The sequence below is a fragment of the Plantactinospora sp. A48 genome, from assembly GCF_055793945.1.
On sequence record NZ_JBTIXF010000077.1, the window covers coordinates 1 to 12,777 of the forward strand.

Below are 12,777 nucleotides of genomic sequence, written 5' to 3' on the forward strand. Positions count from 1 at the left end.
TTGTTTTGGCTTGGGGTTTTTTGTTCCCCCGAAGGGAAAAACAAGCCCCCACGATCCATGGCCTGAGCCGCCAGATTCGCCGCGACCCGCGCGGCCGGGCGGGGTGGCGGCTACCTGATCTTGTCATCGGGTAGACTTCTGTCCGTCCGGTTCGCCGGGCACGCGGACGTAGCGCAGCTGGTAGCGCATCACCTTGCCAAGGTGAGGGTCGCGGGTTCGAATCCCGTCGTCCGCTCCACTCTTTCCCGCCAGCCCTGGCCTCGGCTCTGGCGGTATCGGCCCAGCATCCCGGTCGACGGCCGCTCCTGCCGCCACCGGCGCTCCTGCCCCCACCGCACCGACGCCGAGCAACCCACGCTGAGCCACCGATGCCGAGCCGGGGGACATCGAGCAGCCCACGCCGAGCCGGCGGACATCGAGCAGCCGACCCCGAGCCTGGGGAACATCGAGCAACCGAGCCCGGGGACGCCGAGCAACCGACCCCGAGCAACCGACCCCGAGCCCAGCGGACGCCGAGCAACCGGCCCGAGCAACAGATCCAGCCAAGCAGCGGGTCAAGCTGGCAATGGATCTGGCCAGCAGCGGGCAGAGGTGGCAGCGGACCTGGCTACAGCCGAGGAGCGGTCTCCCGTCGGTACTCCACCGGCTCGTCGGTGCGGTACTCGACCGGCTCGCCGCGATACCGGGCCGGATCGGTGGTCACGACCTGGCGCCGCCGTCCCCAGATCAGGGTGCTCGCGACCAGACCGAGTAGCCCGGACGCCATCAGGATCCAGCCGATCACCTGGACGTCGACCCCGCCCAGATCGATGTGCAGGGCGAAGACCAGGATGGCGCCGAGGGCGAGCAGGAAGACACTTGCGCCGATACCCATGACAGCCTCCTTCGGGGGAGTGATGTGCTGTCACCGGGCAGGTACCCCGGTGGCCGTGCGGGTAACCCCGAGCCCGGACCCCGGGGCCGGTCGGCCGGCGCCGGGTCCGGGGTTGGGCAGGGCGTTGCGGTGGGCCCGGGGTTGGGCAGGGCGTTGCGGTGGGTACGTCCACCTCGATGACCGTTCACCGCCTGCCGCGTCGACTCGTCGCGGTTCTGCTCGTCGCGGGCCTGTTGGCCGTGGCGCCGGGCGGTTGTGCCGGGGAGCGGTCGGCACCGCACGGGACCCAACCGTCGTACGTGCCGTTGCGGCACCCGTTCCGAGGTGCCCGGCTGCTGCGTGACGGCGACACCTTGGTGGCGGCCTGGCAGCGGGCGCACCGGGCGGCGTGGCTGGACCCGATCGTCCGGACTCCGCAGGTGCGCTGGCTGACCGGTCCGGATGACGTCAGGGAGCTGCCTCCGGTACTCGCCGAGGCGCGTCGGCAGCATGCCCTGCCGGTGCTGGCCGCGTACTGGATCCCGGATCTGGACTGCGCGGGGCCCGATGCCGGCGCGCCGGACGCCGCCGCGTACGGCCGGTGGATCGGAGATCTCATCTCGACGCTGGGCAGCAACCGGGCCGCGATCATCCTGGAACCCGACGCGGTCGCCTCGGAATGCTTCGACGCCGATCGGGCGGCGTTGCTGGCCGGTACCGTCCGCCGGCTCGCGGAGGCCGGTCACTACGTTTATCTCGATGCCGGCCATCCAAGGTGGAACGGTGTGGCCGAGACGGCCCGGCGGCTGCGCTCGGCCGGCATCGGGTATGCCGAGGGCTTCTCGGTGAACGTGTCCAACCGGCAGCCCACGGCGGCCAGTCACCGGTGGGCGGTGGAGCTGTCCGCCCTGGTCGGTGACCGGGAGGCCGTCATCGACACGTCCCGCAACGGGTTGCCGCCGCCCCGGGACGACGACTGGTGCAATACGGCCCGCCAGGGCCTGGGCCAACCACCGACCACCGACCCGGGCCTGGACCGGGTGGCAGCGCTGCTCTGGATCAAGAGCCCGGGGGAGACCGACGGGCCGTGCGGCGACGACACCAGCAACGGCGTCTTCGTACCGGCCCAGGCCCGTACCCTGATCATGAACGCGCCGTGGCTGCCGGCGGCTGACCGGAAGGCCGCCGCCGACGCCCGCGTCCCGGCTGGCTGACCGCCGCGTCCCGGCGGCGATGGACAACCCCGCCTCCCGGCAGAGTGGATAACGCCGCCTTCCGGCAGCGCAAATGCGGTGCCCGGGTCCCGGCGTGGTCCGCTAGGGTGGGGCCATCGGGACCGGAGGTGACGGCCATGAGGAGCAGCGCGCACGGCACGCCGCGACGCATGCCCGCGGTCTGCTCCCGTCGTCCCGCTCCGCGACCTATCGCGCCGGCGTCCCGCTGAGAGACGGCATCTGTCCTCATCGGTGAACCCGCCGGCAGCTCTTACGCACGGCCGGTCGTAAAGACCACCGGCAGTTCCCGCGCACGGCCGGTGGTGAGCCCGCCGGCAGTTCACCGGCACGGCCCGGTGTCGTCCTGCGACGCCACGGGCCGGTCTCGTCCTTGAACTCGTGATCTGAGGCCGCGTGGCCATCCCCGGACCCGGGCGGTGCCCGGCTGCCCACGCGACGACCGATGCGCATTTTCCGAAGCGTTCGACGATTGGAAGGGCAGTTCCCATGAGGATGTCGGCCATGTTCGGCGCCACGCTGCACACCGCACCGGGCCGCTCGGAGTCCGAGGGCCACCGGATGCTCCAGCGGGCCGCCATGGTGCGTCAGGTCGGGCAGGGCATCTTCGCCTATCTTCCGCTGGGGTGGCGCACGATCCGCAAGATCGAGGCGGTGCTGCGGGAGGAGATGGAGCGGATCGGCGGGCAGGAGGTGTCGATGCCGGTGGTCAACCCGGCCGAGCTGTGGAAGCAGTCCGGGCGGTACTTCACGATCGGCTCGGAGCTGGCCCGGTTCCGCGACCGTCGGGGCCGGGACATGGTGCTCGCGATGACCCACGAGGAACTGGTCACCTTCCTCGGCCGGTCCGAGATCGAGTCGTACCGGCAGTTGCCCCGGATGGCCTTCCAGCTTCAGACCAAGTTCCGGGACGATCCGCGTCCGCGCGCCGGTCTGATCCGGGTCCGCGAGTTCATCATGAAGGACGCGTACAGCTTCGACGCGGACGAGGCCGGCCTGGCGGCGCAGTACCGGGCCCAGTACCGCGCGTACTTCGCGATCTTCCGGCGGTGCGGGCTTCCGGTCGAGGCGGTGCTGTCCGACGTGGGCATGATGGGCGGCAGCATGGCGCACGAGTTCATGTACCTCACGCCGATCGGCGAGGACACCCTGCTGCTCTGCTCCGCCTGCGGTTTCGCCGCGAACCGGGAGGTCGCCACCTTCCGCAAGCCGGACCCGTCCACGGCGCCGGCCGGCGAGCCGACCGAGGTGGCCACCCCGGGAGTCACCACCATCGACGCGCTCAGTGCCACCCTCGGCGTGCCGGCGGCCGAGACCGCGAAGGCGGTCTTCCTGGCCACCGACCGCGAGGAGGCGGACGGTACGGCCCGCACCGAGTACGTTGTCGCGGTCGTCCGGGGCGACATGGAGGCGAACGAGACCAAGATCGGCAATCTGATCGGGGCCGTCGAGCTGCGTCCGATGACCGAGGAGGAGATCACCGGGATCGGCGCGGTGGCCGGCTACGGGTCGCCGGTCGGGGTGCGCGGCGCGACGGTCGTCGTCGACGAGTTGGTCGCGCGCTCCACGAACCTGGTGGCGGGCGCCAACCGCGAGGGCTGTCACCTGCGCAACGTCAATCTGGGCCGGGACTACCTGGCCGACCACGTCGGCGACATCACCGCCGCCCGGGCCGGCGACGCCTGTCCGGTCTGCGGTCACGCGCTGCGTACGACGCGGGGCGTGGAGGTGGGGCAGATCTTCAAGTTGGGCAGCCGGTACTCGGCCAGCCTCGGCGCCACCTTCCTGGACGCCGACGGCCGGCGTAACCCGCTGGTCATGGGCTGCTACGGCATCGGCGTGGGTCGGTTGCTCGCCTGCCTGGCCGAGGAGCACCGGGACGACCGGGGGCTGCGCCTGCCGATCACCGTCGCGCCGTACCACGTCCACCTCACCCTGCTCGACGACCTCGACTCGGCGGCCGGTGGGATCGCCCGGCGGATCTACGCCGAGGCGTGGGCGGCCGGGGTGGAGGTGCTCTTCGACGACCGGGACGAGCGGGCCGGCGTCAAGTTCGCCGACGCCGATGTGATCGGGTTGCCCCTGCGGGTCACCATCGGCCGGCGCGGTCTGGCCGCCGGGGCGGCCGAGGTGCGCGACCGGGTGACCGGCGCGGTGGCGACGGTGCCGTTCGACGAGGTGGCCGGCGAGCTGAGCCGGCGGATCACCGCGATGAGGGCGGAGTTGGATTCCCGGGCGGTCGCCCCGGTGGAGTTGCCGGGCGAGCTATCGCAGCGCTGACCCGCCGGGGGAGTCAGGTCCCGGCGGGTCAGGACGCGGCGACGGCGACTTCGCCGGTACGGCGTAGCTTCTGCCACCTGAGCAGTCCACCGCTCAGCGCGGTGGCACCGGCGTGGACCAGGACCAGGTACATGATCTGCCGGTAGACGAGCTGTTGCAGGGGCAGCGTCCACAGTGGTCGCAGCGGTTCCCGGTCCAGCCGGAACGCCAGCACCGCCGTCACCACCTGGATCACCAGGACGGCGACCCAGGCGATCAGTGTCTCCGTCCGGTCCAGGAAGAACAGGCCGTAGACGGCGAGGATGTCCAGCAGGGGGGCGAGCAGGGGCAGCAGCACCGAGAAGAGCGTGATGAACGGCAGTCCCCGTCGGCCGAACCGGCCCGACGGTCCCCGTTCGACCATGGCCCGCCGGTGTCGCCAGATGGCCTGCATGGTGCCGTAGCTCCACCGGTAGCGCTGCCGCCACAACTGTGGCACGGTGTCCGGCACCTCGGTCCGGGCCACCGCCGTCTCCTCGTAGACCACCCGCCAGCCGGCCCGGTGCAGCGCCATGGTGAGGTCGGTGTCCTCGGCGAGGGTGGCCCGGCTCAGCCCGCCGGCCTCGCGGACCGCCCGCCGCCGGAACGCGCCGAGCGCGCCCGGGATGGTGGGCATGCAGTTGAGTGTGTCGTAGAGCCGGCGGTCCAGGTTGAACCCGATGACGTACTCGATGTGCTGCCACCGGCCGATCAGCCGGCGCCGGTTGCCCACCTTGACGTTGCCGGCCACCGCGCCCACGGCCGGGTCGGCGAACGGTTGCACCAGCCGCGCGATGGCGTCCGGCGCGACGACGGTGTCCGCGTCCACCATCACCAGCAGTTCGTGCCGGGCCAGCGCGACACCGGCGTTCAGCGCCGCGGCCTTGCCGCCGCCGGGCACCCGGACCACCCGGACGTTCGGCAGCCCCAGTGACTCGACCTCGTCGGCCGTCCCGTCGTCGGACTCGTCATCCACCACCAGCACCTCCACCGGATGGCTGCCGCCGGCCAGGCTCCGGACGGTCGCTGCGATGGTCTCCCGCTCGTTGAACGCGGGTACGAGCACCGTGACCGGTTCGGTGACCGGGGGTCCCCAGCGCCAGGTGGGGGCGCGTCGTCGCCGGGAGTGCCGCAGGGCGAAGAAGAACAGCAGGAGGGTACGGGTGAGGGTGAGTACGCCCACCGCGATCAGCAGGATCCAGAGCAGCCTGAGGATGCCGTCGGCGATCCGTACCGCCCAGACCAGCAGTCCACCCCGGATCCGCTCGGCGGTCCCGGCCCGTCCGGTGACGCCGGTGAGGAGCGCGTCGGACCGGGGTTCCGGGCCGGCCCCGGGGGTCGCGGTGCCCGGCGGGGTCGTGGCGGTTCGGGGATTCGCGTCGGCCGGGGGTTTCGCGGCGGCCAGTCCGGCCGACACGGTGGTGAACCGGTAGCCCCGCCGTTTCATCTCCGGCAGGAACCGTTCCAGCGCGGCGACCGTCTGCGCGCGGTCGCCGCCGGCGTCGTGCAGCAGGACCACGGCTCCCCGGTCGCCCTTCGGGGTGGCGTTCCGGATGATCGCGTCCGGGCCGGGCCGGGCCCAGTCCTGGCTGTCGGTGTCCTCGAACACCGACACGTAGCCCCACCGCCCGGCCTCGCGGACCACCGGCCAGCCCGCATCGTCCAGCGCGTCGACCCCGCTGGAGTACGGCAGCCGGACCAGCGAGGTCCGCACCCCGGTGGTGTACGCGATGGCGGCGCGGGTCTGCGCGTACTCCAGCCGGCGCCGCCAGGACGGCACCTCGACCAGTTGCGGGTGGGTGAAGGTGTGGATGCCGAGTTCGTGGCCCTGCCGGACCATGGCGCGGGCCAGGTCCGGATTGCGGCTGACCTGCGAGCCGAGCACGAAGAAGGTGGCCGGCGCGTCGTACCGGTCGAGGACCTCCAGGATCCGCGGCGTCCACACCGGATCGGGGCCGTCGTCGAAGGTGAGCGCGATGGTCCTGGCCGGCAGGCTGGCGGAGCCGACCCGGCCGGCGCGGGTGTCGACCACCGGACCGCCGTCGCGGATCGTGGCCGGGACGGCTCCGTCCGCCCCTTCGGTGTAGGCGGTGTTGTCCGGGGTGAAACGCGAGTTCGCGTAGGCGGCGACGACGAGGACGTTCAGCAGGATGACGGTGGCCAGCGCCGCGAGGAACCAGCGCCGTCCGGCCCGCCAGCGCCGTCCGGCCCGGCCCCGCCGCTTCGGGCCGGCCACGGGCAGCGCGATGGCGTCGGTGTCGGCCACCCGGTCCCGGCCGCGCCAGACGGCCATCAGCCGAGTCCGGGTACGCCGAGCACGCCCGCCTGGCTCAGCCACAGCACGCCGACCAGCAGCAGTACCACGGTGAGCAGCACGGACACCAGGCGGCGCACGGTCCGGCCGCGCCGGCCCGAGTGGTCCACGAAGATCGCGTCGGTGACGTCGGGCGGTCGGATCAGTCGGGTGCCGACGTCGGGCCGGGTGGCGACCCCGCGTGCCACGGCGGCGTCGTCCCGGCGTGGCCGGGTCCCCGAGGGCTGCCCGGGTACCGGGGCCCGGCCGACAAAATCTTTGCCATCCAACATGAATGTTCTTATCGCCGCCAGAGTTGATCAACTAACCTCGCCAGCCGGATCTTTGGGTCGGGCGGCTGTCGGCTGGGCTGGTCCACGTGGTCGGGGTGGTTGCCCGGCGGCTGCCCGGCGGGGCTGACCCGGCGCGGGCGGAGTGGGTGTTGGGATTGGCAAGTTGCGGGAGGCAAGTTTGCGAATGAATTGTGAGAAATGCTTTCTTTGAAGATCCGCCGATTTCCTCCAGGATGCTCCTTCTGGAACGATGAACGCGAATGTATTGACTTGCCGTAACCAAAGGTGCACTGTATGTAGCAACAGCGGCGGGAGGGGCGGCGAACGGTAATCCGGGGATCCGGCTCAGGTCCGGCTCGGAGTGGGTGTTGCCTGCCAGTCCCACGGCAAAGGGGAGCCGGCGATGCAACTCAATCCATTCTCTGGCGCGTATCTCACCGATCCGGGGATCATCTGGCGGCGCCTTCTCGATGACCGGGCCGGGGCCCACCACGCCGAGGACCTGGGTCTCTGGCTGATCAGTCGGCACGAATACGTCCGCCGGGCCCTGGGTGACCCGGGCACCTTCGCGAACTCGTTGACTCTGCTACCGACGTACAACCCCGTCCCGGAGGCGCTGGCGCTGCTCGCCCAACTCGACGCGCCACCGGTGACCGCGGCGGCCGACCCGCCGACGCACCCGCGTACCCGGCAGGCGTTGCGGGCCACGTTCGCCAACACCGACCGCCGGGTCGAGGCGCAGTACGGCCCGATCGTCCGCCGACGCGTCGACGAGCTGGTGACGCGGCTGACCGCCCGGCACGGCGAACGGGTCGACCTGGTCACCGACTTCGCCGCCGACCTGCCGCTGCGGGTGGTGCTGGACATCCTCGGCGTACCCGAGGAGGAGTTCACCCGGGTCAAGTCCTGGTCGGACGGGCAGATCGCGCTGATCTGGGGCCATCCCGAGCCCGCCGAACAGGTCCGGCTGGCCCGTGGCCTGCTCGACTTCTGGCGGTACTGCCAGGATCTGGTCGACAGGCGACTGCGGCAGGGGTACCGGGGTGACGACTTCGTCAGCCGGGCCCTGCGCTACCGGGGCGGCGACGACGAGGTGCTGACCCGGGCCGAGGTGGCGAGCATGGCGTTCAACCTGCTGGTCGCCGGGCACGAGACCACGGCCGGTCTGCTGGCGCACATGTTGGACCTGGCGCTCACCGAGCCGGACCGGTGGCTGGCGCTGGTCGCCGACCCCACCCTCGTGCCGGGCTTCGTCGCCGAGACGCTCCGGCTCACCCCGGCGATCGACGGCTGGCTGCGGCTGACCCTCCAGCCGGTCACGTTGGGTGATGTCACCATCCCGGCCGGTGCCCGTTGTCTTCTGCTCATCGGCGCGGCGAACCGGGATCCGGCCGTCTACCACAACCCCGAGGCGTTCGACCCGCACCGGTCCGGCCGGGACCACCTGTCCTTCGGGTACGGCCCGCACTTCTGTATCGGGGCGGCCCTGGCCAGATTGGAGGCCGAGGTGGCGCTGACGCGGATGGCCGAGGCGATTCCGGGGCTTCGAATCGCACCAGGATATGCCCGTTCCTACAAACCGAACTTTGCATTTCGTGCACATCGAGAACTACCCGCGGTAATGGATATCGACGTTCCCGCCGGAGCGCGTCAAGGCGGTACGGCCGTGCTCCCGGCGGTCGAGGCAGCCTAGCGCCGGCCGGCGGAAATCGACGGTTCAGACAGGACAGCCGCGGTCCGGACCGGCAAACGGACCGCAGGTGGGGGGCCCGCGGGCGGTACCCGGACGTCAACCGGGTGACGCCCGCGGGCCCGAGCGTTCCACGGGTGTCATCCGGGTGGCGAGAAAAAGACGCGCACATCCGGGACATTCGTCAGTCGATCAAACATTGTCGGCCCGTACGTCTTCACACCCGTACCGGGAAGGGTTAAGAATTGGCCCCGGCCAATGCTTGGCGGATTGCCGATCCAGATCCGGTTCGCCGCCCGGCTGTATGGCGATACCCGGAGGTGAGCGCATGGACGGTGTGGTCCCGTGTGCCGCGGCGGAGTTGGCGGCCAGCCGTCAGTTCCGCTGGGAGTTGCGGCGGTGGCGGATCCAGCGAGGTTTGACGCAGCGTGCCCTGGCGGACCGGATCCGGTTCAGCCGCGAGACGGTGGCCGCGGTGGAGGCCGGGCGTCGCTACGGCAGCGCCGAGTTCGCGGTCCGCTGCGACGATGCGCTCGACACCGACGGTCGACTGGCTGCGCTGTGGCCCGGGGTGGCCGCCGAGCAGTTGGCCGCCGACGGCCGCCGTGGCCCCCGGGCGGTGGACCCGATGCCGTCGGCGCCGGACCGGCGCGGTCAACGCCCGGGTGACCGGGGCCCCCGGCGCTCCGCGTCCCCGCCCGCCGGTCCGGGCGTCCGGTCCGGCGATGACGTCCGGTCCGGCAGCGGTGTCCCGGTCGGCAGCGGTGTCCCGGTCGGCGGCGACGTCCGGTCCGTGGCGGCGGCCCTCGACGAACTGCGGCAACTGGTCGACGAGATGCTCTACGACCACCTGCCACCGGCCGATCCCGGCCGCAGCGGTGGTCCGGCGCTCGACGTCGGACGCCGGGCAGCGCTCGGCACGGGTCGACCCGGCACGCTCGGCGCGGGTCGGCACCACTGATCCTCCCGGGTGGGCCACCGGCGGTAGCCGAGCGTGACGATCTGGGTACAGATGCTGGTACGAGCTGTTTGTACCACGTCGAACCCTGTTCCCGGGCTGTCCGGTCCGGCGCAATGGGATTTGCTGACCGCAACACGCAGATAGAAAATTGCCGATAGCTCGTGGGGTGACTCTTGGCGTCGAACACCAGATCCCACGCGGTCCGGCCATACTCGCCCCGCCGGCGGGGTTGGAAGATCGCCGCCCGGATGCGCCTCATCGTCGCGGCTCCCCTGGTCGCCGTGATCGGATTCGCCGGCCTCGCGCTCGCCGACAGCGCCCGCCAGACGGTCCGGGCCGGCAACCTGGAGGCGCTGTCCCAACTGGGCGCCGACGCCAGTGGCCTGGCCTACCGGCTCCAGCGGGAGCGCGTCGCCGCGGCCACCCTGCTCGCCTCCGACTCCTCCCCGGAGGAACTGGACGTCTACACGCGGATGGTGGCCGACACCGACGCGGCGATGGGGCGCTACCGCACCGACGGGAACCACGTACCCACCATCCCGGACAACCTCCGGGCCACGCTGACCAGGATCGACGACGAGCTGACCGCGCTGCCGTCACTGCGTGCCCAGGTACGCACCGCGGCCCACGCCTCCGTGTCGGCGATGACGTTCAGCTACCGCATCGTCATCGCCGACCTGCTCAGTTACCGGGAAAGCCTGGCGCAGGGCGTGGTCAACGCCAAGGTCGCCGACGGGATCCGGGCCGCGGCGGCGCTCGCCGAGAGCGGCGAGGCCGTGGGCCAGCAGCAGATCGCCGTGCTGCGGGCGGTGGCGGCCGGGCAGCTCACCGCATCGATGCAGCAGGACATCACGGCCGCCCGTACCAGCTTCACCGACGCCAGCCTCTCCTTCCTCGACCTGGCCCAGCCCGGCTGGGCGTCCTGGTGGGAGCGGGCCGGCAGCGGCGAGGAGGCCCTCGCCCTGCAACGGTTGCAGGACCAGGTCTCCCGGGCCCAGCCCGGCACCCGGATGCGGCTCGACACCGACGCCTGGATCGGCGCCACCCAGGACTGGTCCGCCCGACTGTTCGAGGTGCAGCAGCGGGTCGACTCGGCCGTGCTGGCCGAGGTGCGGGCCGACCGCGACGCCCAGCGCCGGCGGGCCCTGGCCGAGACCGCCGGCGTGATCCTGGCGCTGTTGCTGACCGTGCTGGTCACCTGGGCGGTGGCCCGGCAGATCACCCGTCGCCTGCACCGGCTGCGGGACGCCGCGAACACCGTGGCGTTCGACCAGCTGCCCGCCACGGTGGCCCGGCTGCGCAGCGCGGAGAGCGCCGGGGTGGACCCGGACGAGCTGGCCCGGCAGTCCGCCCAGGTCATCGAGCCGTCCAGCGACGACGAGATAGCCGAGGTCGGACAGGCGTTCACCGCGGTACACCGGGCCGCCGTCCGGACCGCCGCCGAGCAGGCGGTGATGCGGGCGAACACCGCCGACATCTTCGTCCACCTGAGCCGGCGCGAGCAGCGCCTGGTGGACGCGGTGCTGGCCCAGGTCGACCTGGTGGAACGCGACGAGACTGACCCGGAACGACTCCAGCAGCTCTACAAGCTGGACAACCTGGCGACCCGGATGGGCCGGATCAACTCCAGCCTGCTGGTGCTCGGCGGTGCCGGGGTGGGGCGGGTACGGCACGACAACGTACCGCTGCAGAACGTGCTCCAGGCCGCGCTGTCGCAGATCGAGCAGTACCCACGGATCCGGCTGGGCGTGGTCGACGGCGACGTGGCGGTGGTGGCCGAGAAGGTCGACGAGGTGGTCCACCTGCTCGCCGAACTGATGGACAACGCCACCGCCTACTCCCCGCCGGAGACCGAGTCGTGGGTGACCGCCCGCAGCCTCGGCGACCGGGTGGTCATCCAGGTCAGCGACGAGGGCGTCGGCCTCTCCACCCGGCGCATCGAGCAGCTCAACGAACTGCTGGTCAACCCGCCCGACACCGACGTCGCCGCGGTGCGCGCGATGGGGCTGGTCGTGGTCGGCCAACTCGCCCGCCGGCTGGGCGTCACGGTGCAACTGCGTCCCGGGCCGAGGCTCGGCACCATCGCCGAGGTCGCCCTGCCGGCGACGCTGATCAGGTCCCTGCCGCCGGAGGAGTACGCGATCGCGCCCGGCCGGCTCGCCGACCGGCCCGACCGGGGCGGCGAACGACCGAGCCGGGTCATGGACCGACCGGGCCGGGGCACCGACCGGCCGGCCCTGAACGCCGGACCGTCGACCCGCCGGACCGCACCGGCCGGCCCGGCACCCGCGCCCACCGGACCCGGCCAACCCCGGTCCGGGCATCCCGAGCCGCCCCGCATCGCCCCGGTCTTCCAGGCCGCCGGGGCGGCGAGCGTCCGTGGTGACGATCCGACGGAGGAACTGGTGATCTTCCAGCAGGTCAACAACTGGTTCCAGGCGGACCTCGGTAACGGCCGGGACAGCACCGGCTGGGCCACACCGGCCGACGACGGCTGGCGGGTCGCCTCGGCCGCGACCGCTCCCGAGATCGTCGACACCACGGCGTCCGGCCTGCCCCGGCGGCAGCCGCAGCGTCACCTCGTACCCGGTGCGATCGATCCGTCCGGGCAGAGCCAGCCGGAACGCCGGGACCCGACGCAGGTGGCCAACGCGATGGCCGCGTACGCCCGCGGCGTGACGACCCGGCGGCCGGCACCGGCAACCATCTCCGCAACCAGTGACGCGACAGGGAGCAGCAGGTGACGAACCATCAGGATCTCGGCTGGATGCTGGACAACTTCGCCGAGCGGGCCGTCGACGTCAGCCACGCCATCGCCATCTCCAGCGACGGGCTGATGGTGGCGGCGACCCGCAACCTGCCCCCCGACCGGGCCGACCAGCTGGCGGCCACCGGCAGCGGTCTGGTCAGCCTGCTGCGCGGTGCCGCGAACTTCTTCGAGGCCGGCGCGGTGATCTCCAACGTGACGCAGTTGGAGGGCGGCTTCATGTTCTCGATGGCCTTCAACGACGGTGCGTCGCTGCTGGTGCTCGCCGCCCCGACCTGTGACGTCGGCAAGGTCTCCTACGAGATGGCCGAGTTGGCGAACCAGATCGGGGACGTGCTGACCCCGGCCGCCAGGGCCGCCATGGCACACCGCCGCTGACGTCCAGCCCCG

9 protein-coding genes and 1 tRNA gene are annotated in these 12,777 nt (G+C 71.9%); 7 read left to right on the forward strand and 3 right to left on the reverse strand.

Features of this window, described 5'->3' with window-relative positions:
- Nucleotides 1–162 precede the first annotated feature (162 nt).
- Nucleotides 163–238, forward strand: a tRNA-Gly gene (locus ACXN5W_RS26880).
- A 369-nt stretch (nucleotides 239–607) separates the two neighbouring features.
- Here the strand turns inward: ACXN5W_RS26880 and ACXN5W_RS26885 are convergent.
- Nucleotides 608–874: a DUF6458 family protein gene (locus ACXN5W_RS26885; protein ID WP_473161179.1), complete on the reverse strand. Its 267-nt coding sequence runs from the start codon at nucleotides 872–874 to the stop codon at nucleotides 608–610.
- A 176-nt stretch (nucleotides 875–1,050) separates the two neighbouring features.
- Here ACXN5W_RS26885 and ACXN5W_RS26890 point away from each other — a divergent pair, with 176 nt between their 5' ends.
- Both ACXN5W_RS26890 and ACXN5W_RS26895 read left to right on the forward strand, forming a co-directional pair.
- Nucleotides 1,051–2,067, forward strand: coding sequence for a glycoside hydrolase family 6 protein (locus ACXN5W_RS26890; RefSeq protein WP_473161180.1), 1,017 nt, complete (start codon nucleotides 1,051–1,053; stop codon nucleotides 2,065–2,067).
- A gap of 513 nt (nucleotides 2,068–2,580) precedes the next feature.
- Nucleotides 2,581–4,365 (forward strand): proline--tRNA ligase, encoded by a 1,785-nt coding sequence (locus tag ACXN5W_RS26895; protein ID WP_473161203.1) that lies wholly within the window; start codon nucleotides 2,581–2,583, stop codon nucleotides 4,363–4,365.
- A 28-nt stretch (nucleotides 4,366–4,393) separates the two neighbouring features.
- Here the strand turns inward: ACXN5W_RS26895 and ACXN5W_RS26900 are convergent, their stop codons facing one another.
- Both ACXN5W_RS26900 and ACXN5W_RS26905 read right to left on the reverse strand, forming a co-directional pair.
- Nucleotides 4,394–6,676, reverse strand: coding sequence for a bifunctional polysaccharide deacetylase/glycosyltransferase family 2 protein (locus ACXN5W_RS26900; RefSeq protein WP_473161181.1), 2,283 nt, complete (start codon nucleotides 6,674–6,676; stop codon nucleotides 4,394–4,396).
- On the reverse strand, nucleotides 6,676–6,969 hold the full coding sequence (locus ACXN5W_RS26905) for a hypothetical protein (RefSeq protein WP_473161182.1): 294 nt from the start codon (nucleotides 6,967–6,969) through the stop codon (nucleotides 6,676–6,678). Before ACXN5W_RS26905 ends, ACXN5W_RS26900 begins: the two co-directional genes overlap by 1 nt.
- Before the next feature lie 403 nt (nucleotides 6,970–7,372).
- Between ACXN5W_RS26905 and ACXN5W_RS26910 the strand changes: the two genes are divergently transcribed.
- The 4 genes from ACXN5W_RS26910 to ACXN5W_RS26925 all read left to right on the forward strand — a co-directional run bounded on the left by ACXN5W_RS26910 (nucleotide 7,373) and on the right by ACXN5W_RS26925 (nucleotide 12,765).
- Nucleotides 7,373–8,662, forward strand: a complete 1,290-nt coding sequence (locus ACXN5W_RS26910) for a cytochrome P450 (protein ID WP_473161183.1) — start codon at nucleotides 7,373–7,375, stop codon at nucleotides 8,660–8,662.
- 325 nt (nucleotides 8,663–8,987) lie between these two features.
- On the forward strand, nucleotides 8,988–9,620 hold the full coding sequence (locus ACXN5W_RS26915) for a helix-turn-helix transcriptional regulator (RefSeq protein WP_473161184.1): 633 nt from the start codon (nucleotides 8,988–8,990) through the stop codon (nucleotides 9,618–9,620).
- A 248-nt stretch (nucleotides 9,621–9,868) separates the two neighbouring features.
- A complete protein-coding gene (locus tag ACXN5W_RS26920) occupies nucleotides 9,869–12,364 on the forward strand; it encodes a sensor histidine kinase (RefSeq protein ID WP_473161185.1) in 2,496 nt (831 codons plus the stop codon).
- Nucleotides 12,361–12,765: a roadblock/LC7 domain-containing protein gene (locus ACXN5W_RS26925; RefSeq protein ID WP_473161186.1), complete on the forward strand. Its 405-nt coding sequence runs from the start codon at nucleotides 12,361–12,363 to the stop codon at nucleotides 12,763–12,765. The genes ACXN5W_RS26920 and ACXN5W_RS26925 overlap by 4 nt, the downstream gene beginning before the upstream one ends.
- Nucleotides 12,766–12,777: the final 12 nt, after the last annotated feature.

Bases quoted from the DNA above. Each gene is read 5' to 3' on its own strand.
- ACXN5W_RS26900 (WP_473161181.1), bottom strand. From the start codon at position 6,676: ATGGCCGTCTGGCGCGGCCGGGACCGGGTGGCCGACACCGACGCCATC.
- ACXN5W_RS26915 (WP_473161184.1), top strand. From the start codon at position 8,988: ATGGACGGTGTGGTCCCGTGTGCCGCGGCGGAGTTGGCGGCCAGCCGT.
- ACXN5W_RS26885 (WP_473161179.1), bottom strand. From the start codon at position 874: ATGGGTATCGGCGCAAGTGTCTTCCTGCTCGCCCTCGGCGCCATCCTG.
- ACXN5W_RS26890 (WP_473161180.1), top strand. From the start codon at position 1,051: ATGACCGTTCACCGCCTGCCGCGTCGACTCGTCGCGGTTCTGCTCGTC.
- ACXN5W_RS26920 (WP_473161185.1), top strand. From the start codon at position 9,869: ATGCGCCTCATCGTCGCGGCTCCCCTGGTCGCCGTGATCGGATTCGCC.
- ACXN5W_RS26910 (WP_473161183.1), top strand. From the start codon at position 7,373: ATGCAACTCAATCCATTCTCTGGCGCGTATCTCACCGATCCGGGGATC.
- ACXN5W_RS26905 (WP_473161182.1), bottom strand. From the start codon at position 6,969: ATGTTGGATGGCAAAGATTTTGTCGGCCGGGCCCCGGTACCCGGGCAG.
- ACXN5W_RS26895 (WP_473161203.1), top strand. From the start codon at position 2,581: ATGTCGGCCATGTTCGGCGCCACGCTGCACACCGCACCGGGCCGCTCG.